Origin of the sequence: Sphingobium nicotianae (genome assembly GCF_018603885.1) — a bacterium.
GTDB lineage: Bacteria > Pseudomonadota > Alphaproteobacteria > Sphingomonadales > Sphingomonadaceae > Sphingobium > Sphingobium nicotianae.
Genome location: NZ_JAHGAW010000015.1, coordinates 1 through 23,752 on the forward strand (window position 1 = coordinate 1; position 23,752 = coordinate 23,752).

The following is a 23,752-nucleotide window of genomic DNA, read 5'->3' on the forward strand; positions in this document are numbered from 1 at the left end:
CCCTCCCCGTCATTCCCGCGCACGCGGGAATCCCGAATGGCGAGGCATGACCCCATCCGCCCCTGGATTCCCGCGTGCGCGGGAATGACGGACGGAAGGCGCGGGGACATCACCTCAGGCGTCATCGCTCGCGAACTGGTTCATGGATGCGACGCCACCCGCCGCCGGGTTGGGGGGCGGCGCGACCTTGCCGGTCACCGGATTGGGGTAATGGAACGGCTCGCAATAATAGTTCGGGTACGTCAGATAGACGCGCGATGGCGCCAGGTCCGGCGGCGGCGGGAAGCTCTCCGGCCGCGTGTTGGGTGTGGTCACCTTGTGCCAGCCGTCTGTGTAGAGCGTGTACATGGTGAAGGGCGCGACCAGCTTGTCCATCACCCAGACGCCGTCGACCTTCTTGTAGTGGTTCTCATAGAGACAGTCGCCCCAGTTGACCGGCGCCCAGCTGCTGCCCCCGATGACGAAGGCGCGCCAGCGGCCTCGCGCGGTCCGGCCATCCTCGGAGACGGTGACGATGCCCTGGAACTGTTGGTGATTGATGATCTGCTCGCGCTGCGGACCGGTCGGGCCGAGGCCGATGCCCATATATTCGAGCACGCGCTTCTTGCCGAGGAAGACGCCGCGACCGCCAATCTCCAGCGTGGAGTCATCGACGAACAGGTCCGACACGTCGTTCCACATCGCCTTGTCGACATAATAGCCATAGCTGCGCTGCAGCTTCTCGCAGGCGCGCTGGTCCTCGATCCGCTCGACGCGCTTGGCGAGCGTCGAGAGCTGCGCGACGAGGCCGTCCGGATCGCTTTCCGGCAGCGCGGGAAGCGTCGGCTTCTCCGGCTGGGCGCCGGTCACCGGGTTGGGATAATGATAGGCCGGCAGATAGACCTCGGGCAGCGAGGCATAGATCTCCGTGGGCGGGCTGTCGGGCGGCAGCGTCTCGCTGGCGGGCGGCATCGGCAGATTGCCGAACACCCAGCCCTTGTCATAATCCCAAAGCACGGTCTGGTAGAAGTGCAGGCGGGCGATCTTCCAGACGCCGCCCTCGTTCACATAGTCATTCTCGAACGTGCCCTCGCCCCAGCTGGCCTTGCCGGCCTCGTTAAACTGCTGGTCGGTACGCCAGCGGGCCTTGGCGGTCTGGTTGTCCGGCGCGATCGTGATGATCGGCTGGCAGATGTAGTGATTGTTGAGATCGCCTTGAGCGAGCCCCTCCGGCCCGCGCAAGCCGAGCGCGGCGCGGATGCGCTCGCGGCCGCGATAGACGCCGCTCATGCCCCATTCCCAGCTGCCCTCGTCGGTGAAGAGATCGGCGGCGGCGGACCAGAGCCCCTTGTCGACATAATAGCCATAGGCGCGCTGCAGCCGCTCGACCGCCTCGTGCGAGGCCTGGCGGGCGGCGCGCAGCTCGACGGCGGCGAGATGGGCCTCCAGCGCGTCCAGCATATCGAGGGTTTCCGTGCTCATGATGCCACCGCCTCTCCGGTCACGGGATGGGTGAAATGGAAGGGCGGGACATGGACGTCCGGATAGGGCCGATAGTTGTCCGTCGGCGGCCGGTCGGGCGGGAAGTCGGCGAGCGCGGGTGAGCGCCAATCGCCCTCGACCGGCGTCAGCGTCGCCCAGCCGCCTTCATAAGGTGCAACGAAATTGGTGTAGAGCCGGACCGAGGCGATCTTCCAGACGCCGTCTTCCTTGCGGTAGCCATTCTCATAGACGCCGTCGCCCCAATGGGCGCTGGTGCCATAGTCGCCATACATGGAGAGCTCGTGCCAGCGGCCCCTCGCCGTCAAGCCATCGGCGGCGATGGTGATGACCGGCTGGAGCTGGAAGCGCTCGTGGAGCTGGCCGAAGGGCAGACCCGGGCCGACATTGCCGCCGGTGAGCTTGACGATCATCGCGTGGATGCGCGCGCGGCCGACATGGACGCCGTCGACGCCCTGCTCATAGGTCGCGTCCTCGGCGAACAGATTGGTCGCCTCGCGCCAGTAGCCCTTGTCGATGTAGAAGCCGTAGGCCCGCTGCAGCTTGATGATCGCGAGATAATCCTCGCGCCGCTGAACCTCGCCCGCAAGGGCGGCCAGCCGCTCCTTCAGGGCCGCGACACGGTCCGAACTCATTCGCCAATCTCCTCTGCCGTGCGCACGGGCTGTTCCTCGCGCGTCGGGATCTCGCCGATCACGCGGCGATAGTTGAAGCGCCAGCGCCCGTCCTCGCGCACCAGCTCGTCCTCGTAGCGCCCGGCCAGCATCGGCACCGGGCGGCCATCCTTGCGCGCGAAATAGACCAGGCGGGATTCCGCCGTGGCCGTGTCGCCGTCGACCTCGATCAACAGGTTGCTCATCAGGTGGAAATTCTTGGTGTTGCGGTAGTTCTTGGGCGTAGGCCCGAGCCCCTCGATCAGCATCGCCTCGATCGCTTCAGGCCCCGTCGCGTCGCCCATCCGGCCGGACCAGCGGCCCTCGCGCGCGAACAGGGCGGCATAGCCCTTGTGATCGAGCCGATCGAGGCGCTGGGCATAGCGGATGATGAGATCGCGAATCTCGCGCTCGTCCTCGAGCGCGCGCAGGCGTTGCTCGATCGACGCAGGCGCGCTGCCGCCATCCTCGCGCATCTCGGCCGCCATGACCCCTCCTTGCAACGGCGCTCTTGGCGGCGCCTGCCTTGTTTAGTGGGTTTAGTTTATGTGATTCGAAACAGGGCGTAAATCGCGGAATCCGGGCGGACTAGGAGGAGATGGCGACGTCTTTTGACTGATAAGGATGGGAGAACAACTTCCTAGCCCCTCCTCTTCAGAGGAGGGGCTGATCTTTGCTCACCCCCGCTTCGCAAGCTCGCTGAGGTTACGCGCGATCTGAAGGATCATCTGGTCGACTTTCGCCTCCAGCTGGCGAGTGGCAAGCCGGGGCAGCTCGATCTTCACGACGCGGACGCCCTCCTCGGCCGGTTCGGGCGACTGGGCGCGCGCGGCGCGGGGATGGGCGCGGTGATAGAGATCGAGGAAGCGCTCGCGCTCCTTGGGCGTCATATGCACCGCATCAAAGATCGGCTCGATATAACTCTCGGGCAGGGGGGTCGAATATTTGGGGTTGGTGACCTGCGAGACGAAGCTCTTGTTCTTGCCGATCATGTCGGCGATGCGCAGACGAATGCCGGACGGGCGCGCTTCGACGGCATCCTTGAGGATGCATTTATAGGCCCGGATCAGCTCCTGACGGGATTCCGTGGGCGCACTCGGCTTCATCCGCGCATCACCTCCTCCGCCGCAGAGACAACCTGATCGAGCGTGCCGCCCGAGGCCGCCTCGGCCGCGGCCATGATCGCGCCCTCGACCAGTGGCGCCTGGCAGATGCGCACGCGCTTGGCCTTGTCCGGCGCCATCTCCTCCACGGCCATTTCCGAATTGGTCTCGGCGCCGCCGACGTCGACGAGGATGGCGACGCCGTCCGGGCCCCAGATCGCATCGAGCTGCTCGGCGATCGCGCCCATGCTGGTGCCGAGGCCGCCGGCCGGATTGCCGCCGGTCCAGCCGATCGCCAGATCCGGCCCCGCCGTGCGCCGCGCCATCTCGGCCGTGCCGCGCGCGACATCGACCGAGTGGGAGACGATGAGGATCGCGACGGTCAAGCCGCGCCTTCCGCAAGCTTGGCCGCAACGAGCTGGACACAGATCATCGCCGTGGTCGCGCCCGGATCGTCCTGGCCGACCGAACGCTCGCCCACATAGGCGGCGCGCCCGCGCGAGGCATGCAGGCCGCGGCAGTGCAGATGGCCATCGACCGCCGCCTGGCTGAGTGCCGCGAGCGCGCTCGCAAAGTCCTGATCGACCGCGCCTTCGAATGCGCGTGCGGCAGGCCCCAGCACGTCGAGCATCGTCTTCTCGCCCTCGGCCGATTTGCCGCGCCGCGCAACGCCCTCGACCGCCAGCGTGAAGGCGCGCGCCCAGTCGGCGCGGCTTGCCTCGCCCTCCGGCAACCCCTTGCCCTGCTCCAGCAGCAAGGTGCCGTAGAGCGGGCCGGAGGCGCCGCCCACGCTCATCACCACCGCCTTGCCGGCGCGCTTGAGCATCTCGGGGACGGATAGCGGGGCCAGCTCGTCGCGGATCGCGAGCAGGGCGTTGGCGGCGCGCGCCAGGTTGTGGCCGTGATCGCCATCGCCGACCGCGCGGTCCAGCGCGTTCAGCTCGGCCTCGGCCTCGATCAGGCGCGCGCAGAGCGCGTCGAGAATGGCGAGCGCGGTCGCCTGGGTGGCGTCCTGTGTTGTCGTCATGACGCTCAGACTCCCCAACGCAGGCCCGGCGTGTGGACCGGATCGTCCCACAGCGCGAGCATCTGGTCGTCGAGCGCGGTCAGCGTGATCGACGCGCCCGGCATCTCCAGCGAGGAGCAGAGCGGCGCCACGATCGAGCGGGCGACGGTCAGGCCCTTCGCGTCCAGGATGCGCGCGGCCGCGTCATAAAGAATATATTGCTCCATCGGCGGCGTGCCACCGAGGCCGTTGATGAAGAGCAGCAGCGGCGTGGCTGCCTTGGGCTGCATGTCGGCGAGCAGCGTCTCCATCAGCTCCTCGACGATCGCGTCGGCGCTCGTGATGGGACCGCGGCGACGGCCCGGCTCGCCATGGATGCCGACGCCGATCTCCATTTCGCCCAGCGGCAGCTCCAGATTCGGCTTTTCCGACGTCGGTACGCGGCAGCCGCCGAGCGCAACGCCCATGCTGCGCGTGGCGGCCGCGACGCTCTCTGCGAGCAAGCGGCATCCCTCCAGATCGCCGCCCTGCTCGGCGAAGGCCCCGACGATCTTCTCGACGACCACCGTGCCCGCAACACCGCGCCGGCCGACCGTCGCGCTGCCGCCGGCCGCGCCGACATCATCCTGCACCACCATGGAGGCATTGGGGCCGTCATACAGCTCCATCGCCATCTCGAAATTCATGAGGTCGCCGGCATAATTCTTGATGATGCACAACAGCCCGGCATCGCTGCCGACCGCCTCGGCCGCCGCGAGAATCTGCTCGGTCGAGGGCGAGGAGAAGACCTCCCCCGGCACCGCCGCGTCGAGCATGCCGCGCCCGACGAAGCCGGCATGCATCGGGTCGTGGCCCGATCCGCCGCCCGAGATCAGGGCGACCTTGCCCGGTGTCAGCGTCTTGCGGCGTACGAAACGGGGCTGGTCCTCCAGATGCACGAGATCGGCATGAGCACGGGCGAAGCCGCGCAGGCTCTCGGTCACGGCATCTTCGGGCCGGTTCAGAAATTTCGTCAAGACGGCGTCCTCCCATTGGGTTTCGATAGATTATGCATGATGGCCGGCAGCGCTTGACCGTCCGCGCACCCCGGCCCAGCCTGCGCGCACGCGTGAACACCGCGCGCGAGGAGGGGATGATGACCGCGATCGCCGATACGAGCAGCCAGGACACCGAGGCGATCCGCTGCCTGCTGAGCGACTATGGCCGCCTGATCGACGCGCGCGACTGGGAAGGCTGGGCGAGCCTGTTCACGCCCGACGGCGCGTGGGTCGGTGGCCCCTATGGCGAGATACAGGGCCGGGAAGCGCTGATCATGTTCGGCAAGCGCGAGTTCGACGGGACGCCGCCCTGCGTCCACATGCTGTCCAACATGGCGGTGCGCCCGGACGGCGCGCGCGCCACGGCCTGGTCGCGCTGGCTGCTGATCGAGCAGCGGGCGGACGGGACGCTGCGCCCGGCGCTGGCCGGCAGCTATGCGGATCAGCTCGTCCGGCTCGCCGAAGGATGGCGCATCCAGCGGCGCGAGGCGACGCTCGACCTGCCGGCCGGCTGACCGCGCCGCGCTGGGCGCGGGCCTCTCCTGGTTTATCGTTCGCCCCAAAACACTAAACATCCCGCGAGTCCAAGCGTGCCGCTCCCCTATCGCGCGGACGACAGGAAAGGCAAGCATTTGTCAGCCGGATCGCGGTGGCGTCAGTTCACTGGCGTCTCTACCGGATCCGATCCATTACTAAACTCGCAGCGGGCGGCGGCGCTCGCCCTTTACTGCGCCTGCGGCTGGACCACACCCTGCAGGGCCGCCGGGCGCGGCGGCAGGTTCGGGTTGTTGCCGTCGCGATAGGGGATCACGCCGTGACTGGTGCGGCGATAGAGCTTCCAGACGCCATTCTCGCGCACGAGCTGGTCGACATAGCGCCCGGCGAGCGCGGCAACCGGCTTGCCATCCGGAGACGCGGTCATGAAGAGGTAGCGCGAGCGTGCGGTCGCCTTGTCACCGTCGACCTGAACGACTTCCGTCGTCATCAGGTGGAAATTGGACTTGTTGACGAAGCCGGGCTCGGGCTTGCCGAGATTCTTCTCCAGGATCGCCTGGATCGCGGCCGGGCCGGTCGCGCTGCCGAAGCCGCTGCTGGAGACGCCGTCCTTGGCGAAGAGCGAGGCATAGCCGGCATAGTCGCGCGCATCGAGATATTCGCCATATCTGATCAGCACCTGGCGGATCTCCTGCTGATCCTCAAGCACCCGCACGCGCTTCTCCAGCGCGGTCGCAGACGAGGTCGGCGCGGCAGTGGCAACAACGGTGCCGAAGAGCAGGGCCGACCCGAGCAGGATCGAGAGGCGGGGTGACGACATGAAACTTCTCCCTGAGACAAAGCGATAATCGACGAGATGGCGCCGTTCTCCGCCCAGCCGCGCGCGGGCGCAATGCCACCAGCGAACTGGCAAGTTGCGCGATGACGTCCGGCTCACGGGCCGGAATAGGGAATGATTCCATAAGTCGTGCGGCGCTTGATCCTCCAGCCGCCTGGCTCACGCACGAATGCGTCGACATAACGCCCCGCCCGGCTGGGAGCGGGCCTGCCGTCCGCATCGGCGGTGAATACCGTGAAGCGCGAGCGGACCGTGGCGGTGTCGCCCGTCACCGCGATCTGCTCGGTGGCCATGAGATGAAACTTGGTCCTGTTGATGAAGCCGGGCGCGGGCTTGCCCATGCTCTTTTCCATGAGCGCCTGGATAGCGGCGGGGCCGGTTGCGGTGCCATAGCCGCCGGTCCAGACCCCATCTTTGGCGAACAGGGCAGCATAATGCCCATAGTCCTGCGCATCCAGATAGTCGCCATATTGGATGAGCACCGCGCGGATCGCCTGCTGGTCCTCCAGCACCCGGACCCGATCGGCCAATGCGCCGGCAGAGGCGATAGGAGACGCGCTCGATACGGTCAGGCCGAGCAGGACAGCGAGCGCGAGAAAGCGTGTTGGCGGCATGGCCCTCTCCTTCCTTGCCAGCGTCAATCCGCCTTTTCCGCGCCTAACGCCAGCGCAGCGCTCCGCGCGGCCCTGTCAGCAAGGTCGGCGATGCACCCTCAGCAATGACAGCGACGCCGCGCCCTGTCAGCGTGGCTGGCATCGATCGAGGAGGGAATGATGTTAAGGACTTATGCCGCCGCGTTCGCGCTGGGGCTGGTCGCGGCCGGTCCGGCCGGGGCGCAGGCCTATGGCGAGACCAGCGCGCTCACCAGGGAGGCCTGCGGGCGCACCTGCCTCGAAAAGGCGCTCGATGCCTATGTCGCGGCACTGGCGAAGAAGGATCCCTCCGCCGCGCCGTTGGCCGAGACGGTGCGCTTCACCGAGAACAGTGTCGAGATGCCGATCGGCCAGGGCCTGTGGGAGACGGTCTCCTCCATCGTGCCCGACGACGGCATGAAGGCCTCCGATCCGGAGACCGGCAACACCGCCTGGTTCGGTCATGCCTATGAGCATGGCAAGCTCGTCTTCCTCGCCATCCGCCTCAAGGTCGACCATGACAGGATCACCGAGGCAGAGACGGTCGTCTCGCGCCAGACCGGCATGCCGCTCATCTTCGGCACCGGCAAGGAGCCGCACAATCCGGCCTGGGTGAAGGCGCTGACGCCCGAGCAGAGCCGCCCCCGCGCCCGCCTGCGCGCCGTGGCGGACAGCTATTTCAACACCGTCGAATATAATGACGGGCAGGTCTTCGCCCATTTCACCGACGATTGCTCGCGGCTAGAGAATGGCATCAGCACGACCTCGCCGACGACCACCCAGTCCAATTCCGCCTCGGTCGCATCGGGCTGCGAGAACCAGTTCAAGATGGGCATCTACCGGATCAACAAGCAGCTGCGCGAGCGCCGCTTCCCGCTGATCGACGTGGAGCGCGGTATCGTCGTGGGCATGACCTTCTTCGACCATGCCAATTATTTCGACGAATATAAGCTGACCGACGGGCGGACCATGAAGACCCTGCTCAAATGGCCCAACTCGCTCTCGATCATGGAAGCGTTCAAGATCATCGACGGCAAGATCTACACGATCGAGGCCAATTTCGATTACGTGCCCTACGGGATGCATTCGCCCTGGGCGGAGGAGAAGAAGTGATGCGCACGACCCTCGCTCTTCTCGCGCTCGGCGCAACCGCCCTTGCCCTCCCCGCCGCCGCGTCCGCCGCGCCGTGCGACGAGGCCTGCCTGCTCAAGCTCGCCGATCAGACCATGGTCGCGCTCGCCAGGCAGGACTGGAAGAGCCTGCCCTGGGCCGATCCGGTCGGCTACAGCGAAAACGGTGTGCGGCTGATGATCGGCGATGCGGGCTGGGGCTCGGCCGGCGCGACGGTCGGCAAGAAGGCCTTCGCCGCCGCCGATGCCAGGACCGGCAATGTCGTCTGGATCGGCACGATGTACGATCATGACGCGCCGGCCTTTGGCGGGGTGCGGATCAAGGCTCCCGAGGGCAAGATCCAGGAGATCGAGCTGATCGTCGCGCGCAAGGGCCTGCCGATGCTGTTCGGTGATCCGCTGGCCTTCACGATCGACAAGAGCTTCGCCAAGCCGCTCGCGGCTGCCGACAAACGCTCACGCGAGCGGCTGATCGACGTCGCCAACGCCTATCTCGGCACCAAGCAGCGCAACAACGGCACGCTGCTCACGCAGTTCACGCCGGGCTGCGAATTCAAGGAGAACGGCCTCTCGCTGACCGCCGGGACGACCGGGCCGGGCGCGCTCGCCAAGGGTTGCGAGGCGCAGCTCCAGCTCGGCGCCTATCAGCCGATCGACCGCATCCGCGACCGCCGCTTCCCGGTGGTCGACGAGGCGACCGGGCTGGTGGTCGCGATCAGCCTGCAGGACATGCCGCAGCGCGAGGCGAGCTTCACCACGACCGACGGACGCAAGGTCTCGACGCTGGACACGACGCCGATGAGTCAGATCCATCTGGAGTTGATCCGCGTCGAGGGTGACAAGGTCGCGCGCTCGGAAGGCGTGACGGTCGCTCAGCCGCTCAACATGCCCTCGCCCTGGAAGGAGTGAGAGCCGCCTGACCTAGCCCCTCCTCTTCAGAGGAAGGGGTTGGGGTGGTGCTTCGACGGTGCGGGCTTGTCGCTTCGCGAGCGATGCTGCGCATCGCCACCACCCCCGGCCCCTCCTCTGAAGAGGAGGGGTGATGCTTGCCTCGGCCCCTATTGCGGCATCTCGACATGGCCGCCGAAGCCGAAGCGCATGGCCGAGAGCAGCTTGTCGCCGAAGGTCGTGTCCGAGCGCGAGCGATAGCGTGCGTAGAGTGCGGCGGTGAGGACGTTGGCCGGCACGGCTTCCTCCATCGCCGCGTCGATCGTCCAGCGCCCCTCCCCGCTGTCGGCGACCCGGCCGCTGAACTGCGCGAGGTCATGATCGCCGGCAAGGCCGATCGCGATCAGATCGAGCAGCCAGGACGAGATGACGCTGCCGCGGCGCCAGACTTCCGCGATGTCGGTGAGGTCGAGCGTGTAGCGCTCCTCTTCGGGCAGCTTCTCGGACGCCTTGGTCTTGAGGATGTCGAAGCCCTCGGCATAGGCCTGCATCAGGCCATATTCGATGCCGTTGTGGATCATCTTGACGAAATGGCCCGCGCCGGCGGGGCCCGCATGGATATAGCCCCGCTCGGCCCGGTCGTCGGAAAGATTGCGGCCCCGCGTGGGGACGAGATTGCCCTTGCCGGGCGCCAGCGCGTCGAAGACCGGATCGAGCAGGTCGACAATCTCCTTCTCGCCGCCGATCATCATGCAGAAGCCGCGCTCCAGGCCCCAGACGCCGCCCGATGTGCCGACGTCGACATAATGGATCTGACAGTCACTGCAGCTCTTAGCGCGGCGGATGTCGTCCTTGTAGAAGCTGTTGCCGCCGTCGATGACGATATCGCCGGGCGATCCGATCTTGCAGAGCGTCTCGATCGTACTCTCGGTCGGCGCGCCGGCCGGGAGCATCACCCAGAAGATGCGCCGTCCGTCGAACTTGCCAGCGAGATCCTCCAGCGACGTGGCCGCGATGCCGCCCTGCGCCGCAAGCGCATCGACATTCGCCCGATTGTTGTCGAACCCGATCACCTCGTGTCCGCCGCGCATCAGGCGCAGCGCAAGGTTCGAGCCCATCCGGCCGAGGCCGATCATTGCCAGACGCATAGAGCGGTCTCCCAGACAGATAACGACATGCCTTATACGTTGATGGCCGATCGACGCGGCTTATGCATCAACTATTGCGGGCGTTGGTCAGGGGAAAGGCTTCCTCCCTCTCCGTCTTTTCCCGTCGGGGAGGAGAAGCCCACTTTCTCGGAAAGCAAGCGGGTCGTCTCGAAAGCCTCTCCGCGCCGCTCCACGGACAGCGCGCAGATATTTTCATCTACTTGAGATTGCGTGTCTCGATCTGCCAATCCGGATCGGTACAGAGCTTGCAATCCTTGCCCACGAACCATGTCCTGGCATTCTGGTCGCCACGCAGCTGCCAGTCCAGCCAGGCGACCACGGCCTGCGCCGCGCGGCCGCCGTTAGGCTGCGCATAGGTGCCATCATGCGTCACGTCGATGTTGATGACTGCGGAGGGCACATGCGTCAGGCGCGAATAGTCATCCATTCCGTTGGGATAGGCAATGTCCCTCTTGCCGCCCAGAACATAGATGATCGGCCGGTCAATCTTGTCCAGCAGGCTCTTGTCGGATGACATTTCCACCGAACCGGTGGGACCGTTGCCCCCGAGAATACCGCTATTCATGATGACGAACGTGCTGATGCGGGGATCGCCACCATATCTGAGCGCCTGGTTCCCGCCACAGGAATAGCCAGACACCGCGACGTGCTTGGTGTCGATCTTGCGATAGAAGGGGCTCCCCTTCCGGCCGTTTTCGGCAACCGCCCAGTCAATCGCCTCGCCCAGTTGCTGATAATGCGTCTTGTCGCGATGAAGGATCCAGCTCTGGGGAGTCATTACCACGCCCGGGCCGCTGTAAATGCCACCGGGCGCGACGACCAGATAGCCATGTGACGCGATCTCCAGAAGGTGCTGGCGCGATGATGCACCGTCCTCGGAACACGCTCCGTTGCCGAAGACATAGATCGGCATCTTCACGCCACCGAGCCGGGAAAGATCAGCGGGCTGATACACAACCTGGTTGGGCAGGCTCGGATATTGCAGCTTCTTGGCCGGATAGCGCCCTGTTCCGATACTGTCGGGCGCCTTGCCGTCCTCAATGCTGCGCGCCGCTGCCTGCGTAATCAGGTTGGAATCGATCCCGCCAGCCGGCGTGGCAGCCGGAGCGGCCTGCGCGAAACCGGGGCCGCTGGCCGCCAGCAAAAGGGAAGGACCGAGCAGTGCGATCAGGCAGGTCTTCAATGTGATCATCTCAATCCCTCCATATGGCCGTTATGCCAACGGCGGGGAGTTGAGATCACGCTCTACTCCCCGCCGCCCGCTTTTTCGAATTATCGCAAGAAGGTCAAAACCGGCGGCGCACGGTGACAGCCCACTGACGAGGCGTTCCGGGCTGCGCGCTTGCGTACCAGGTGTTGGTAAACTTGTTCAGGTAATAGAGCTTGTTGAACAAATTGGTGACTTCGAGCGCAACCGACCATTCCTTCTCCATGGTCTCGAAGGTCAACCTGGCGTTTGAGATCGTGTTGCTGTCGACGATGGCAATCGGCGTGCAGGTGAAGTCGCCGCAATAGCCGGACGTGTAGGCAATGTCGAAGCGCGGCGTGAGGGTAGCAAAGTCGCCAAGAATGGCTTGATACTGGATGCCCGCGCTCCACTTCCAGTCGCCGATGCCCGGTCGCTTCGCGCCGACCACGATGGAGGTTGTCGGATAGTTGATCGACGTGAACTTGAAGTCGGTCAGACTGAGCGATCCGTCGATGGTCAACCCGTCGACCGGCTTGATCGTCGTTTCGAGTTCGAAACCCTGGACGCGAGCATCGCCGATATTCAGATACTGACCGCACAGACCCGGCACACCACCGGCATTAGCCGGCAAGGGATTATTGTTGCTGTCCAGGCAGACCTGCGGAACGCCCTGATAGCCCTTATAATCCATATAGAAGACATCGCCGTTCACACGAACGCGACGATCCAGCAAATCGGTCTTGAAACCGATCTCGTAGGCGCGAAGCTTCTCGGGTCCGAAGCCACGGATCTGGCGATAATCGTAGGGACGCGGTGCCACACCGCCGCCCTTGAAGCCGGTCGAGAACTGCGCATAGACCATCGAGTCATCGTTGATCTTATAGGAAATCGCCGCGCGATAGTCGGTGGTCGTGCCCTTATAGGTGCCAACCTGACCGGTTAGCGGGTTAGCCGGGTTGCTGAGCGGCAGATAGTCGCTCAAGCCGTCCGGATTCAGGCGGGCATAATGATAGTCCTTCTGCTCATGCGTCACGCGAATGCCGCCCTCGAGCGTGAGCTTGTCCGTGATATTCCAGCTCACATTACCGAAGCCCGCATAGACCTTCAGCTTCGCCGTATCGTCGTTAATGAACGAGAAGGTTGGCTTGGCAACAACGCAGGCCGGCAGCGTGCCACCGCATGGGAACACGGCATATTCACCGAAACCCGAGAAGGGCGTGTGAATGCGGCCATCGTACCGCGTGTCGTCGTGATAATAGATACCGCCAACGGTGAAATGGACCGCATTGTCGGCGAGGTTACCCGACAAACGCAGTTCCTCGCTGAACTGATTGTGGGTGAAGTAACTGTAGCCGCCGCCGATGAAGGCCACCGGCGAGTTGTCATTGTCGTCCGAGCTTGCCGAGAAATAATGCCGATAACCGGTGATCGACTTCAACGCGAAATTTTCACCCAGCTTATAGTCGATCGTGCCCGAAACGCCCCAGCCTTCGTTCGTGCTTGACGGGTCCGCGAACAGCGGCCCGTTCGGCGCGCCGGCAGTGCCGGGACCACCCGTCGCGGTGGATGTCGCGGCACGATAGGTGACGCCCGGATCGAAGAAGTTGGCATAGGTCGCATAGGGATCGTTGAGGACGGCGTTCGGCCTGCGGTATTGCCCGTAGGTCACGAAGCGATTGTCGTACGGCACGCCCTGATAGGGGATGCTGTTATTCTGGCGGCCGGTCAGTTCGGCGCTTGCAAGAAGCACGGACGCCTGGGTAGCCGAATTGTCCTTCGTATAGTCGCCGGTCACATTGATTTCGAGCGGGCTGCCCGCGGGAGCAATGCGCAGCGAACCGCGCACGGCATACATCTTCTGATCGCCAAGGGTTCCGAGTACGCAGTGATTGCTGGTGGCGAGGCGCGGAATGGCCGCCGCGCCGGCCTGGATCACGCTGGTGCCCGGCTGAACATAAGGATCAGTGGGATTGACGCAGGCATAGTCATAGCGCGTGACATAACCATCGCGGTTGCGCGTCACGCCGGTGATACGGGCAAAGACCGCATCGGGGACCACGGTGAAATCAGCGCTTGCCTTGACGTCCCTGCGGTTCAGCGAACCGGCGGTGACCTCCACATAGCCGCCCTTGCCCTCGGGCTTCCGGGAATAGACTTTGACCGCGCCGCCCTCGGAATTCATGCCGGCCAGCGTACCCTGCGGGCCACGCAGCACCTCGACGCGATCGACGTCGCTCAGGTCAAAGGCGGATGCCGTGACCGAGCCGAAATAGATGTCATCAATGTAGATGCCGACGCCCGGCTCGACCGACGGGCTCTGGTCGGCCTGGCCGACGCCGCGGATATAGGCGCGCATCGAATTGCCGGAACCGGCCGGGTTCTGCTGCAGGATCACGTTCGGCGCCTGCGCCGCAATGTCGGTCAGGCGGGTCTGGCTGCGCGCCTCGAGCTGGGCGCCGCTCACCGCGGTGATGGCGAGCGGAATGTCCTGCAGATTCTGCGAACGCATCTGCGCGGTGACGATGATGTCGTTGCTGGTGTCTTCCGCCTCGGCGGCTTGCGGATCCTGCGCGAGCGCGGCTGTGCTCATGATCGACACGGTGGACAGGATCGTTCCCGTCGCGAGTGCGGCGCGCAACAGAGTGCGCGTCATGTTGTCCTGAAACTTCTTCATTCGAATCTCCCCTCCTGCCGGCTTTGCCGGACATGTCCCTTATTCTGGCCCCGTAAATGGGATCGCAACGGCGCCCATTTCGCCAATACACACGGCTCGCCCGTAACGGCGGCTCGTCTTGCGAAATATCCTGTTGGTCGCGGAGAGGCTTTGACTGCGGTAGAGTGGCGAGTTGCCACAGATGGAAAAAGCTAAACCGGGCAATGAGCGTGGTTTCGCGGCCACAACCCGCAGGATCGCGTCGCTGCAGGCGGCCCGACCGAGCCTCTTCGAGACCGCTAAGCCGTTGAACTAAACCGCGCGGTTCACCAGCCGGTGCCAACAGATCCTATTCGGACGGGGCGTCCACGCCGTAATAGAGCTCGCCGATGCGGATTTCCTCGCGGCCCTGGCTGACGCGATGCGCATTGGTGTCGCGCAGCGAGAAGACGCAGCCGCAATATTCCTGCTGGTAGAACTGCTCGCGCTTGCTGATCTCGATCATGCGCGCGCCGCCGCCCTGCTTGCGCCAGTTGAACGTCCAATATTTGATGTCGGGATAATGCGCCGCCGCGCGCTCGCCGCAATCGTTGATCTGGTTCATGTTCTTCCAGCGCGAGATGCCGAGCGAGCTGGTGATCACCGGGAAGCCATGCTCATGCGCATAAAGCGCGGTGCGCTCGAAGCGCATGTCGAAACACATGGTGCAGCGCGCGCCGCGCTCGGGCTCGAATTCCATGCCCTTGGCGCGCTTGAACCAGTTCACCGTGTCGTAATCCGCGTCCACGAACGGGACGCCATGCTCCTGCGCGAAGCGGATATTCTCGTCCTTGCGGAGGATATATTCCTCCTTGGGGTGGATGTTCGGATTGTAGAAGAAGATGGTGTAGTCGATCCCGCTCGCGGTCATCGCCTCCATCACCTCGCCCGAGCAGGGCGCGCAGCAGCTGTGCAGCAGCACCTTCTTCTGGCCATCGGGCGGGGTGAGGACGGGGCGCTGATAATCGAGGCTATTGGGGTTGGTCATGGCGCCGCCGATAGCAGAAAGGGGCGTATCGGCCAATCCCTGCCCCCGCCCGTTCGCTTCGAGCGGCCATCGAGCTTGTCGAGATGGCTGTCGAGAAGATCTGTGCTGAAGCATATTCTCGACACACGTCTCGACAAGCTCGACGCGCGCTCGAACCGAACGGGAAGTATGATCAAGTCTGGCCCTATTGCGGCATCGCCTCCGGCACGATGGTCTTCACGATCGAGGCGTCCAGCGCCTCATAGTCGTGCAGCCCGATCGTCTCGTACAACTCCGCGCGGGTCTGCATGCGGTCGACCATATTGTGGGTGCCGCCGTCGCGCCTGATCGCCGCATAAAGCTCGGCCTGCGCCTTGTTGGCAACGCGCAGCGAGGAGACCGGCCAGATCACCATGGCATAGCCCATCGCCTCGAACTCGCTCGCGGTGAAGAAGGGCGTCTTGCCGAACTCGGTCATGTTGGCGAGCAGGGGCACGCCCGGCATGCGCTCGGCGAAGGCGGTGAACATCTCGCGCGTGTTGAGCGCCTCGGGGAAGATCGCGTCGGCGCCGGCCTCCATGTAGAGCTTGGCGCGCGCTACCGCGCCGTCCAGCCCCTCGCTCGCCGCCGCATCGGTGCGCGCGACGATGACGAGGTCGCGCCGCGCCTTGGCGGCCGCAGCGACCTTGGCCGCCATGTCGTGCGCGTCGGCCAGCTTCTTGTCGTTCAGGTGCCCGCATTTCTTGGGGAGCAGCTGGTCCTCGAGATGCACGGCCCCCGCCCCCGCCTCCTCGAAGGTGCGCACCATGTGCATGACATTGAGCGCCTCGCCATAGCCGGTGTCGCCATCGACCAGCAGCGGCAGCCCGGACGAGCGGACGATCTGGCGGATGAAGAAGGCCACCTCGTCCACGGTGATGATGCCGAGATCGGGCAGCCCCATCGAGGCGGTCATGGCGGCGCCGGAGAGATAGAGCGCGTCGAAGCCGGCATTGCGCGCCTGGATCGCGGCCTGGCCGTTATGCGCGCCGGGAAGCTGAAGGATGCCGGGCGCGTCCAGCAGTGCGCGGAAGCGGCGGCCGGCGGGTTCGGTGGGGAGATCGGCGGCGGTCAGGTAGGGCATGCCTTGTCCTTTCTCTTGGCCCCTCCCCTTCAGGGGAGGGGTTGGGGTGGGGGCATCTTCGCAGATCGCTGCGCGACACCCACCCCCTGCCCCTCCCTTGAAAGGGAGGGGTGATCAGTGTGTCACTTCCGCTTCGCCAGCGGCACCCATTTCAGATCCTCCGGCCCGGTATAGTTCGCGCTCGGGCGGATGATCTTGTTGTCGATGCGTTGCTCGATGACGTGGGCGGACCAGCCGCTCGTGCGGGCGATCACGAAGAGGGGCGTGAACATCGCCGTCGGCACGCCCATCAGATGATAGCTCACCGCGCTGTACCAATCGAGATTGGGGAACATCGACTTCGCGTCCATCATCACCGTCTCGATGCGGTCGGCGATGTCGAACTGCTTCATCGCGCCGGCCTCTTCCGCCAGCCTCTTCGCGACGCGCTTGATGACGACATTGCGCGGATCGGACACGGTATAGACCGGGTGGCCGAAGCCGATGATGACTTCCTTCGCCTCCATACGGCGGCGGATATCGGCCTCGGCCTCGTCCGGCGTCGCGTAGCGCTTCTGAATCTCGAAGGCGACTTCGTTGGCGCCGCCATGCTTGGGGCCGCGCAGCGCGCCGATGCCGCCGGTGATCGCGCTGTACATGTCCGATCCGGTGCCGGCGATGACCCTTGCAGCGAAGGTCGAGGCGTTGAACTCATGCTCGGCATAGAGGACCAGCGAGACATGCATGGCGCGCACATGCGCCTCGCTCGGCGGCGTGCCGTGGAGCAGATGCAGGAAATGGCCGCCAATGCTGTCATCGTCGGTCTGCACCTCGATGCGCGTGCCGTTATGGCTGTAATGATACCAATAGAGCAGCATCGAGCCGAGCGAGGCCATCAGCCGGTCGGCAATGTCGCGCACGCCGGGCATATTGTGGTCATGCGTCTCGGGCAGGGTGCAGCCGAGCACGGAGACGCCGGTGCGCATCACGTCCATCGGATGCGCGGCGGCGGGCAGCGCCTCCAGCGCCTCCATCACCGCGAGCGGCAGGCCGCGCAGGGCCTTGAGCTTGGCCTTGTAGGCGGCCAGCTCGGCCTTGTTGGGCAAGGTGCCGTGGACGAGGAGGTGCGCGATCTCCTCGAACTCGCTCTCCTCGGCGAAATCGAGAATGTCATAGCCGCGATAATGGAGATCGTTGCCGGTGCGGCCCACCGTGCAGAGCGCGGTGTTGCCCGCGACGATGCCGGAGAGGGCGACACTCTTCTTGGGCTTGATGCTGGGAAGGTCGGTCATTTGGTCTTGTCCTCAAATCCTTCTCCCGCCGTTCGGTTCGAGCAAGGATCGAGCGAAGTCGAGAGCCTTGTCGAGAACTCCTGTCCAGTGTTCTCGACAGCCGTCTCGACTTCGCTCGACGGCCGCTCGAACCGAACGGGGGTCATATCATCAAAAAATCCCGGCCGGCGCCTCGGGCCCGAGCTGGTCCGGGGTCACGACGAAGTTGAGCTGCGCCACCTCCGCCGCGCTCAGCAATGGCAGCCGCCCGACCAGCGCCAGGAAGCGGTCCTGCTCGGCCGGCGAGACGATTCCCTCGGCCAGCGTGCGGAACTTATCGACATATTGCGGTCGCGCGAAAGGCCGTGCACCGAGCGGATTGGCGTCGGCGATGGCGAGCTGATCCTGGATGACGCTGCCGTCCTCCATGGTGATGATCACCTCGCCGCCAAAGGCCTTGTCCGCGCCGGGCGCGTGATAGCGCTTCGTCCAGACCGGGTCCTCGACCGTGCTGATCTTGTGCCACAGCGCCACCGTGTCCGGCCGTTGCGCGCGCTCGGGCGCATAGCTCTTCACATGGTGCCAGCCGCCATCCTGCAGCGCGACCGCAAAGATATACATGATCGAATGATCGAGGGTCTCGCGGCTCGCCTTCGGGTCCATCTTCTGCGGATCGTTGGCGCCGGTGCCGATGACGTAGTGCGTATGATGGCTGGTCTTGATCAGGATCGACTTGACCTTGGCGAAGTCGCCGACCTTCGGACCCATACGACGGGCAAGGTCGATCAGCGCCTGGCTCTGATATTCGGCGCTATACTCCTTGGTGTAGGTCTCCAGGATCGCGCGCTTGGGCTCGCCCGGCTCGGGCAGCGGGACATGATAGACATGGCCCGGGCCGGAGAGCAACCACGCGATGAAGCCGTCCTCGCCCTCATAGGCCGGCGACGGCGCGCCCTCGCCGCGCATGGCGCGATCTACTGCTTCGATCGCCATCTTGCCGGCGAAGGCAGGGGCGTAGGCCTTCCAGGTCGAGATCTCGCCCTTGCGCGACTGGCGCGTCGTCGTCGTCACATGCAGCGCCTGCTGGATCGCCTGATAGGTGACCTCTGTCGAGAGTCCGAGCAAAGCGCCGATGCCGCCCGCGGCGCTCGGACCGAGATGGGCGATATGGTCGATCTTGTGCTCGTGCAGGCAGATGCCCTTCACAAGATCGACCTGGATCTCGTAGCCCGCCGCGAGGCCACGCACGAGCGCCGCGCCGTCGAGGCCCCTGGCCTGCGCGACCGCCAGGATCGGCGGGATATTGTCGCCAGGGTGGCTGTAATCGGCGGCGAGGAAGGTATCGTGGAAGTCCAGTTCGCGCACCGCGACGCCATTGGCCCAGGCCGCCCATTCCGGGCTGACCAGCGTCTCGGCGGACAAGCCGAAGATCGGTGCGCCCTTCGCGCTCTTGTGCCCGAGCGCCTGCGCGCGCGCCGAGCGGATCGGCCCGCGCGCGATGGAGGCTGCGGCGACCGCGGCATTGTCGATGATGCGGTTGCCGATCATCTCGACCACGTCGGCCTCCACCGGCACGGGATCGGTCGCGACGGCGGCGAGCTTCCAGGCGAGCTGATCCTCGCGCGCGAGCGGTTCGGCGGACTTGTAGGTGCGGACGTCATGGATCTTCATGAAGCGGTCTTCCTTGACGAGTCTGTGCGACTGACAGCGGCGCGCGAGGGGCGCGCTGCAGATGGATGAGCGGCCTCTAGCGCAAATGAAAGGCGATGCCAAAGCCAGCAATGCGCCTCGCATTTCATTCGACAAATGTTGCGCGACATGCCGCGCGAAAGGCAGTTGCGTTGCGCCATACCGCCCATACAGATAATCAATCGATCGGAGGGGATGATGAGAGCTTTTCACGCAGCAGTTTTAGCCGCTGTCTTCGCGGCCGCGACTCCGGCGCAGGCTGGGTGGATCACGAGCTGGTCCGCCGCGCCTGTCCGCCCGATGCCCGGCTATGGCGCGATGTTCGCCGCGCCCTCCTTCAGGAACCAGACCCTGGTGCAGACGCTGCGCATCTCGGCCGGTGGCAAGGCGCTGCGGATAAGGCTCACCAATGCCTATGGCGAGACGCCGCTGGAGATCGGCGGCGCGCGCGTCGCCCTGCTGGACGCAGAGGGCAAGGAAGTGCCCGGCTCGGCGCATATGCTGACCTTCGCCGGCCGCGAGAGCGCGCGCGTGGCTGCCCGGGCGCCGCTTGTCAGCGATGCGATCGCCATGGCCGTGCCCGATCTCGCACGCCTGTCGCTGCAGCTCTATGTGCCCGGCGAGACCGGCCCCTGTTCCTGCCACCAGACCGGGCTCGACACGATACTGGTGTCGCCGGAGGGCAATTATCTCGGGCGAACCTTCGAGCCGGTGCAGACGCTGCAGAACCGGCCCTTCGCGGCGGCGATCGAGGTGGACGCGATCGACGGCGCGGGCACGATCGCGATGCTGGCGGACTCGATCACGGACGGCATCGGATCGACATTGGGCGCGAACCGTCGCTGGCCGGACTATCTGGCCGAGCGGCTGTCGGCTTGGGCCAAGGGGAAATGGGGTATCGCCAACCAGGGGATCAGCGGCAATCGCGTGCTGAACGAGGGGTTCGGCGAGAGCGGGCTGGCGCGCCTGGACCGCGACATCATCGCGCTGCCGGGGGTCCGATATGTCGTCGTCTTCCTCGGCGTGAACGATCTCGGCATGGCCTTCACACCCCCCGGCAGTCCTCCGCCGGCGCCGGGCACGGGCCTGCCCAATGCCGGCGTTCCGGTCACGCAGGAAATGTTGCTGGACGGCTACCGGCAGATCGTCGCTCGCGCGCATGACAAGGGCATCAAGGTGATCGGCGCGACCATCGCCCCCTACAAGGGCTCACTGCGCTGGACGGAGCAGGGCGAGACGGTTCGCGAGGGGATCAACGCCGCGATCCGCGCGGGCAGGATCTTCGACGGCTGGGTCGATTTCGACAAGGCCTTCGCGGATCCCGCCGACCCGCTCCAGATGCGGCCCGGCTATCACATGGGCGATCACCTCCATGGCACCGACGCGGGCTACAAGGCGGTGGCGGACTCCATCGACCTCGGGCTGTTCAAGTAGCGGTCGCATCCGGCCGTAGATAGCGGCTGTAGAGCCAGCCGATGCCGATCAGGCTGAAGCCGAGCGCCAGGAAGGAGAGGATGCGCAGCAATCCCTCCAGTCCCGAGGCATCGAGCAGGAAGACCTTGGCGACGGCGGCCAGCATGAGCAGCAGCGAGCCGATGCGCCAGGCGCGCTGGCCGGTGCGGATGCCCCAGAGCAGATAGCCGATCGCCAGCGCGATCGCGAGCACCGACCAGCAGATGCTCTCCGTCGCGCTCACGTCGCGCGCCGTCAGCAGGCTGCCCGCGAAGAGCTGGCGCAGGCTGGCATAAGCGAAGAGCAGGATGACGATCATGCGCAGGATCGCGCCGGGGCGCGGGAGGCGTGGCGCGAGCGCGGGGGCGACATGCCCGATCAGGCTCGGCCCGGCGAAGGCGATGGCAAAGGCCGGCAGCAGCAGATTGGCGAGCGGCCATGGCCCCACCGCCTGGCTGGCCCAGAGCGGATCATGCAGCAGCAGCGAATAAATGAGATTATGGGCGAGGCCGAGGCCGACGAGCACCAGCGGCTCCCGTCGGTCGGGCCGAACGCGTCCGATCGCGAGGCCCGCGCCGATCAGGAGCAGTTCCCAGAGCGTCCGCTCGGCAAGGCCGAGAGCGACGAAACCGGCCGTGTCACCGATCGCGAAGAGCTGCTTGTAGAGGATATGCACGCCGATCAGCGCGACGGCGCCCATCTGTGCCGAGGCGATGCGCAGGGCGAGCGGGTGCAGGTCATCCCGCTGGCGCCACAACGCGACGCAGCCGATCAGGGCGGGCAGGAAAAGATACTGCAGGGCAGTATGCGAGGTCGGCAGGTCCGCAACGAACACGGGATCGCCGGCGAGCGATTCCGCTCCGGCGAGCAGCCAGCGCGCCAGCGGCTCCAGCGCCCAGAGCGCGGCGATAAGGGCGAGAACGGCAGGCGCGATGGTGAGGCCGAGCGCGGGCCGGTGTCGCCCTGCTTCCACGGCGGCGAGCATGCCGAGCGCGGCGGCAATGGCGAGCCAGACGGCGGGGAGGAACTGCGCGACCAATCCATAGGCCAGCACTGCCGCGATCCCCTGGAGCAGCTTGCCGGTCATCGATCCGGCGAAGCGCCAGCTGAACGCGCTCGTGACCATGAGCGCGGCGACCCAGCGCAGCAAGGCCTGCAGCGGATGATCGAGCATCGGCATGGGCTGCGACAGGCGATTGAGTTCGGCGACGGCCGAGCCCGTCCCCATCAGCATGAGCAATGCGACGCCAAGAAAGGCCAGCGCGCCGTGACGGGTCCCGCCATCCGGCGCCGTTTCACCCACAAGGAGCAGACCGCCGGCAATGAGGGCGATCGAGACCGGGATCGTCCACTCGGAGAGGCCGAGAATGGCTGCGCACGAGACGAGCAGACCGGCACTGAGCGCGAGCGTGGCGAAACGATGGTCTCCCTGCCGCTCCGCCTTCGACCAGCCGAGGGCGACGCCCGCTGCCGGAAGCAGCGCGAAACAGATCGCCAGCAAGGCGAACTGCGTGTCTTCGCCCAGCGGAGCACTGTTGAACTGAAAATAGGCGACGAACAGGCCGCCAATCGCCGTCACGGCGAGCTGGGCCGCCTCCAGCGGGCCGCCGTCCGCCCGCCAGACGCGCCAGAGCGCGCTGCCCGCGAAGCTGAGGACGATGCCAGCCATCACCGCAACGAACTGGCCGAACGGCGGCTCGGGCCAGGTTGTGGCGAGGATCAGGGCGGTGAGCAAGGGCACGGCGACGGTCGCGCGAAGCGTCGGCATGCGCGTCGTCAGCCAGATGAAGGCCATAGAGAGCAGGCCGTAGAGGCCCCAGATGAGCGGCGCATAGCCGCCGGTCGCGACGAGCAGGGCAAGCTGCAGCGCCGCTACCATCGCGGCGACGACACGCAGGAGCGGCCCGTGATGGTCCGTCGCGGCGACGATCGGCAGCCCGATGCCGAGCATCAGCACGAGCAGGCCGACGGACAAGGCCGAGAGCTGGTCGAGCCCGCCCGTCACGATCAGCAATGCACTCCACGCGCCGCCGCCGATGAGCGCGCTCACCCCGAGCCAGACCCAGCGCTGGCGGCGAGAGAGCAAGGTGAGGCCGCCGATGACGATGGCGAGATAACCGGCCAGCAGCGGGACATTGCCCTCGCCGCTGTCGACGAGCGCGGGCGTCGCAAGCCCGCCCACGAGGCCAAGCACGGCGCACGGGGCCCCGAAGCGCAACGACAGCCCGATCGCGAGTGCGGTGATCAGGCACAGGCCCGCAAAGGCGATGCCGGGCGAGAAGAGGCCATAGAGATTGGCGCCGGCCAGCGTCGCGGCATAGAGGCTGCCGATGCCCGCTCCGGCCAGCGCCTGGGCGACGCGATCGTCCTGCACCAGATCGGCCTTGCGCCGTGCGACCTCGGCGCCGCCGATCAACCCGGCACCGAAGACCAGGCCAAGGAGGACCCGCACCGTCGGGGACAGGAGACCCGCGTCGATCGAATATTTGACCAGCAGCACGGCCGCGACGATCAGCGTGATGCCGCCGGCCCAGATCGGCAGCTTGCGGCCGAACAGATCCTCAAAGCTCGTCGATGCGCGGACGGGCTGTTGCGCTGGCTCGGCGGCGGGCAACGGGACGGCGAGAACCGGCTCGGCTGGAGCGTCAGGCTCCTCCATCGTCGGTGCCGGCTCGACGGGCGGCGGCGCATCGACGATGATGGCGCTCCGCCTGACGGGAGCCGGTTCGGCGGCCGCGGCTGGGCGATCGACGATAACCGCCGAGCGCCTCTGGTCTGGCTCCGGCGCGGGTTCCGCGTCAGGCATGCCTTGCTGGAACAGCCGCTCGAGCCGGGCAAGGCGATTGCGTGTGTTCCACAGCAGCGCCGCCAGAACCAACGTCACCAGAAACAGAAACTCTGTCATGTCATGCGCTCCCCCCTCTCAGGGACTGCCACAATGGGGCGAGCGCGAGAAGCGG

21 protein-coding genes are annotated in these 23,752 nt (G+C 65.8%); 4 read left to right on the top strand and 17 right to left on the bottom strand.

The window, feature by feature from the left end:
- Nucleotides 1-114: 114 nt before the first annotated feature.
- The 7 genes from KK488_RS19320 to KK488_RS19350 form a co-directional block, all read right to left on the bottom strand.
- Nucleotides 115-1,461 carry a nuclear transport factor 2 family protein gene (locus KK488_RS19320; protein ID WP_214625356.1) on the bottom strand — a complete coding sequence of 449 codons (1,347 nt, stop codon included), beginning with the start codon at nucleotides 1,459-1,461 and terminating at the stop codon, nucleotides 115-117.
- Entirely contained in the window at nucleotides 1,458-2,114 is a 657-nt protein-coding gene (locus KK488_RS19325) for a nuclear transport factor 2 family protein (protein ID WP_214625357.1), read from the bottom strand. The genes KK488_RS19320 and KK488_RS19325 overlap by 4 nt, the downstream gene beginning before the upstream one ends.
- The gene (locus KK488_RS19330; RefSeq protein WP_214625358.1) at nucleotides 2,111-2,620 is read right to left on the bottom strand and encodes a nuclear transport factor 2 family protein; all 510 of its coding nucleotides are present in this window, start codon (nucleotides 2,618-2,620) and stop codon (nucleotides 2,111-2,113) included. Before KK488_RS19330 ends, KK488_RS19325 begins: the two co-directional genes overlap by 4 nt.
- A 189-nt stretch (nucleotides 2,621-2,809) precedes the next feature.
- The gene (locus tag KK488_RS19335; protein ID WP_214625359.1) at nucleotides 2,810-3,238 is read right to left on the bottom strand and encodes a hypothetical protein; all 429 of its coding nucleotides are present in this window, start codon (nucleotides 3,236-3,238) and stop codon (nucleotides 2,810-2,812) included.
- Nucleotides 3,235-3,621, bottom strand: coding sequence for a dihydroxyacetone kinase phosphoryl donor subunit DhaM (dhaM, locus tag KK488_RS19340; protein WP_214625360.1), 387 nt, complete (start codon nucleotides 3,619-3,621; stop codon nucleotides 3,235-3,237). Before dhaM ends, KK488_RS19335 begins: the two co-directional genes overlap by 4 nt.
- Nucleotides 3,618-4,262 (bottom strand): dihydroxyacetone kinase subunit DhaL, encoded by a 645-nt coding sequence (gene dhaL, locus KK488_RS19345; RefSeq protein WP_214625361.1) that lies wholly within the window; start codon nucleotides 4,260-4,262, stop codon nucleotides 3,618-3,620. The genes dhaM and dhaL overlap by 4 nt, the downstream gene beginning before the upstream one ends.
- A gap of 5 nt (nucleotides 4,263-4,267) precedes the next feature.
- Complete coding sequence (locus KK488_RS19350) at nucleotides 4,268-5,257, bottom strand: dihydroxyacetone kinase subunit DhaK (RefSeq protein ID WP_214625362.1); 990 nt, start codon at nucleotides 5,255-5,257, stop codon at nucleotides 4,268-4,270.
- A 119-nt stretch (nucleotides 5,258-5,376) separates the two neighbouring features.
- Between KK488_RS19350 and KK488_RS19355 the strand changes: the two genes are divergently transcribed.
- Nucleotides 5,377-5,793, top strand: a complete 417-nt coding sequence (locus KK488_RS19355; protein WP_214625363.1) for a nuclear transport factor 2 family protein — start codon at nucleotides 5,377-5,379, stop codon at nucleotides 5,791-5,793.
- A 209-nt stretch (nucleotides 5,794-6,002) separates the two neighbouring features.
- Here KK488_RS19355 and KK488_RS19360 read toward each other — a convergent pair whose 3' ends face one another.
- Nucleotides 6,003-6,593 carry a nuclear transport factor 2 family protein gene (locus KK488_RS19360; protein ID WP_214625364.1) on the bottom strand — a complete coding sequence of 197 codons (591 nt, stop codon included), beginning with the start codon at nucleotides 6,591-6,593 and terminating at the stop codon, nucleotides 6,003-6,005.
- Between the two features lie 113 nt (nucleotides 6,594-6,706).
- On the bottom strand, nucleotides 6,707-7,225 hold the full coding sequence (locus tag KK488_RS19365; protein ID WP_214625365.1) for a nuclear transport factor 2 family protein: 519 nt from the start codon (nucleotides 7,223-7,225) through the stop codon (nucleotides 6,707-6,709).
- Nucleotides 7,226-7,384: 159 nt separating this feature from the next.
- Between KK488_RS19365 and KK488_RS19370 the strand changes: the two genes are divergently transcribed.
- Complete coding sequence (locus KK488_RS19370; RefSeq protein WP_214625366.1) at nucleotides 7,385-8,356, top strand: DUF8021 domain-containing protein; 972 nt, start codon at nucleotides 7,385-7,387, stop codon at nucleotides 8,354-8,356.
- On the top strand, nucleotides 8,356-9,282 hold the full coding sequence (locus tag KK488_RS19375) for a DUF8021 domain-containing protein (RefSeq protein WP_214625367.1): 927 nt from the start codon (nucleotides 8,356-8,358) through the stop codon (nucleotides 9,280-9,282). Before KK488_RS19370 ends, KK488_RS19375 begins: the two co-directional genes overlap by 1 nt.
- A 149-nt stretch (nucleotides 9,283-9,431) precedes the next feature.
- Here KK488_RS19375 and gnd read toward each other — a convergent pair whose 3' ends face one another.
- The 7 genes from gnd to KK488_RS19410 all read right to left on the bottom strand — a co-directional run bounded on the left by gnd (nucleotide 9,432) and on the right by KK488_RS19410 (nucleotide 19,322).
- A complete protein-coding gene (gene gnd / locus KK488_RS19380) occupies nucleotides 9,432-10,409 on the bottom strand; it encodes a phosphogluconate dehydrogenase (NAD(+)-dependent, decarboxylating) (RefSeq protein WP_214625368.1) in 978 nt (325 codons plus the stop codon).
- Nucleotides 10,410-10,626: 217 nt separating this feature from the next.
- On the bottom strand, nucleotides 10,627-11,622 hold the full coding sequence (locus KK488_RS19385; protein WP_214625369.1) for an alpha/beta hydrolase: 996 nt from the start codon (nucleotides 11,620-11,622) through the stop codon (nucleotides 10,627-10,629).
- A 94-nt stretch (nucleotides 11,623-11,716) separates the two neighbouring features.
- Nucleotides 11,717-14,293 carry a TonB-dependent receptor gene (locus KK488_RS19390; protein WP_214625370.1) on the bottom strand — a complete coding sequence of 859 codons (2,577 nt, stop codon included), beginning with the start codon at nucleotides 14,291-14,293 and terminating at the stop codon, nucleotides 11,717-11,719.
- A 328-nt stretch (nucleotides 14,294-14,621) separates the two neighbouring features.
- The gene (locus KK488_RS19395) at nucleotides 14,622-15,299 is read right to left on the bottom strand and encodes an epoxyqueuosine reductase QueH (RefSeq protein ID WP_214625371.1); all 678 of its coding nucleotides are present in this window, start codon (nucleotides 15,297-15,299) and stop codon (nucleotides 14,622-14,624) included.
- Between the two features lie 184 nt (nucleotides 15,300-15,483).
- Nucleotides 15,484-16,401 (bottom strand): methylisocitrate lyase, encoded by a 918-nt coding sequence (gene prpB / locus KK488_RS19400; RefSeq protein WP_214625372.1) that lies wholly within the window; start codon nucleotides 16,399-16,401, stop codon nucleotides 15,484-15,486.
- Nucleotides 16,402-16,523: 122 nt separating this feature from the next.
- The gene (gene prpC, locus KK488_RS19405) at nucleotides 16,524-17,672 is read right to left on the bottom strand and encodes a bifunctional 2-methylcitrate synthase/citrate synthase (protein ID WP_214625373.1); all 1,149 of its coding nucleotides are present in this window, start codon (nucleotides 17,670-17,672) and stop codon (nucleotides 16,524-16,526) included.
- Nucleotides 17,673-17,822: 150 nt separating this feature from the next.
- Nucleotides 17,823-19,322 carry an MmgE/PrpD family protein gene (locus KK488_RS19410; protein WP_214625374.1) on the bottom strand — a complete coding sequence of 500 codons (1,500 nt, stop codon included), beginning with the start codon at nucleotides 19,320-19,322 and terminating at the stop codon, nucleotides 17,823-17,825.
- Between the two features lie 216 nt (nucleotides 19,323-19,538).
- Here KK488_RS19410 and KK488_RS19415 point away from each other — a divergent pair, with 216 nt between their 5' ends.
- Nucleotides 19,539-20,774 carry an SGNH/GDSL hydrolase family protein gene (locus KK488_RS19415; RefSeq protein ID WP_214625375.1) on the top strand — a complete coding sequence of 412 codons (1,236 nt, stop codon included), beginning with the start codon at nucleotides 19,539-19,541 and terminating at the stop codon, nucleotides 20,772-20,774.
- Here the strand turns inward: KK488_RS19415 and KK488_RS19420 are convergent.
- Nucleotides 20,767-23,697, bottom strand: coding sequence for a DUF2339 domain-containing protein (locus KK488_RS19420; protein ID WP_214625376.1), 2,931 nt, complete (start codon nucleotides 23,695-23,697; stop codon nucleotides 20,767-20,769). The two genes, KK488_RS19415 and KK488_RS19420, sit on opposite strands and share 8 nt — an antisense overlap.
- Nucleotides 23,698-23,752 lie beyond the last annotated feature (55 nt).

Coding starts and splice junctions, on each gene's coding strand:
- KK488_RS19320 (WP_214625356.1), bottom strand. CDS start 1,461: ATGAGCACGGAAACCCTCGATATGCTGGACGCGCTGGAGGCCCATCTC.
- KK488_RS19325 (WP_214625357.1), bottom strand. CDS start 2,114: ATGAGTTCGGACCGTGTCGCGGCCCTGAAGGAGCGGCTGGCCGCCCTT.
- KK488_RS19330 (WP_214625358.1), bottom strand. CDS start 2,620: ATGGCGGCCGAGATGCGCGAGGATGGCGGCAGCGCGCCTGCGTCGATC.
- KK488_RS19335 (WP_214625359.1), bottom strand. CDS start 3,238: ATGAAGCCGAGTGCGCCCACGGAATCCCGTCAGGAGCTGATCCGGGCC.
- dhaL (WP_214625361.1), bottom strand. CDS start 4,262: ATGACGACAACACAGGACGCCACCCAGGCGACCGCGCTCGCCATTCTC.
- KK488_RS19355 (WP_214625363.1), top strand. CDS start 5,377: ATGACCGCGATCGCCGATACGAGCAGCCAGGACACCGAGGCGATCCGC.
- KK488_RS19360 (WP_214625364.1), bottom strand. CDS start 6,593: ATGTCGTCACCCCGCCTCTCGATCCTGCTCGGGTCGGCCCTGCTCTTC.
- KK488_RS19365 (WP_214625365.1), bottom strand. CDS start 7,225: ATGCCGCCAACACGCTTTCTCGCGCTCGCTGTCCTGCTCGGCCTGACC.
- KK488_RS19370 (WP_214625366.1), top strand. CDS start 7,385: ATGTTAAGGACTTATGCCGCCGCGTTCGCGCTGGGGCTGGTCGCGGCC.
- KK488_RS19375 (WP_214625367.1), top strand. CDS start 8,356: ATGCGCACGACCCTCGCTCTTCTCGCGCTCGGCGCAACCGCCCTTGCC.
- gnd (WP_214625368.1), bottom strand. CDS start 10,409: ATGCGTCTGGCAATGATCGGCCTCGGCCGGATGGGCTCGAACCTTGCG.
- KK488_RS19385 (WP_214625369.1), bottom strand. CDS start 11,622: ATGATCACATTGAAGACCTGCCTGATCGCACTGCTCGGTCCTTCCCTT.
- KK488_RS19390 (WP_214625370.1), bottom strand. CDS start 14,293: ATGAAGAAGTTTCAGGACAACATGACGCGCACTCTGTTGCGCGCCGCA.
- KK488_RS19395 (WP_214625371.1), bottom strand. CDS start 15,299: ATGACCAACCCCAATAGCCTCGATTATCAGCGCCCCGTCCTCACCCCG.
- prpB (WP_214625372.1), bottom strand. CDS start 16,401: ATGCCCTACCTGACCGCCGCCGATCTCCCCACCGAACCCGCCGGCCGC.
- prpC (WP_214625373.1), bottom strand. CDS start 17,672: ATGACCGACCTTCCCAGCATCAAGCCCAAGAAGAGTGTCGCCCTCTCC.
- KK488_RS19410 (WP_214625374.1), bottom strand. CDS start 19,322: ATGAAGATCCATGACGTCCGCACCTACAAGTCCGCCGAACCGCTCGCG.
- KK488_RS19415 (WP_214625375.1), top strand. CDS start 19,539: ATGAGAGCTTTTCACGCAGCAGTTTTAGCCGCTGTCTTCGCGGCCGCG.
- KK488_RS19420 (WP_214625376.1), bottom strand. CDS start 23,697: ATGACAGAGTTTCTGTTTCTGGTGACGTTGGTTCTGGCGGCGCTGCTG.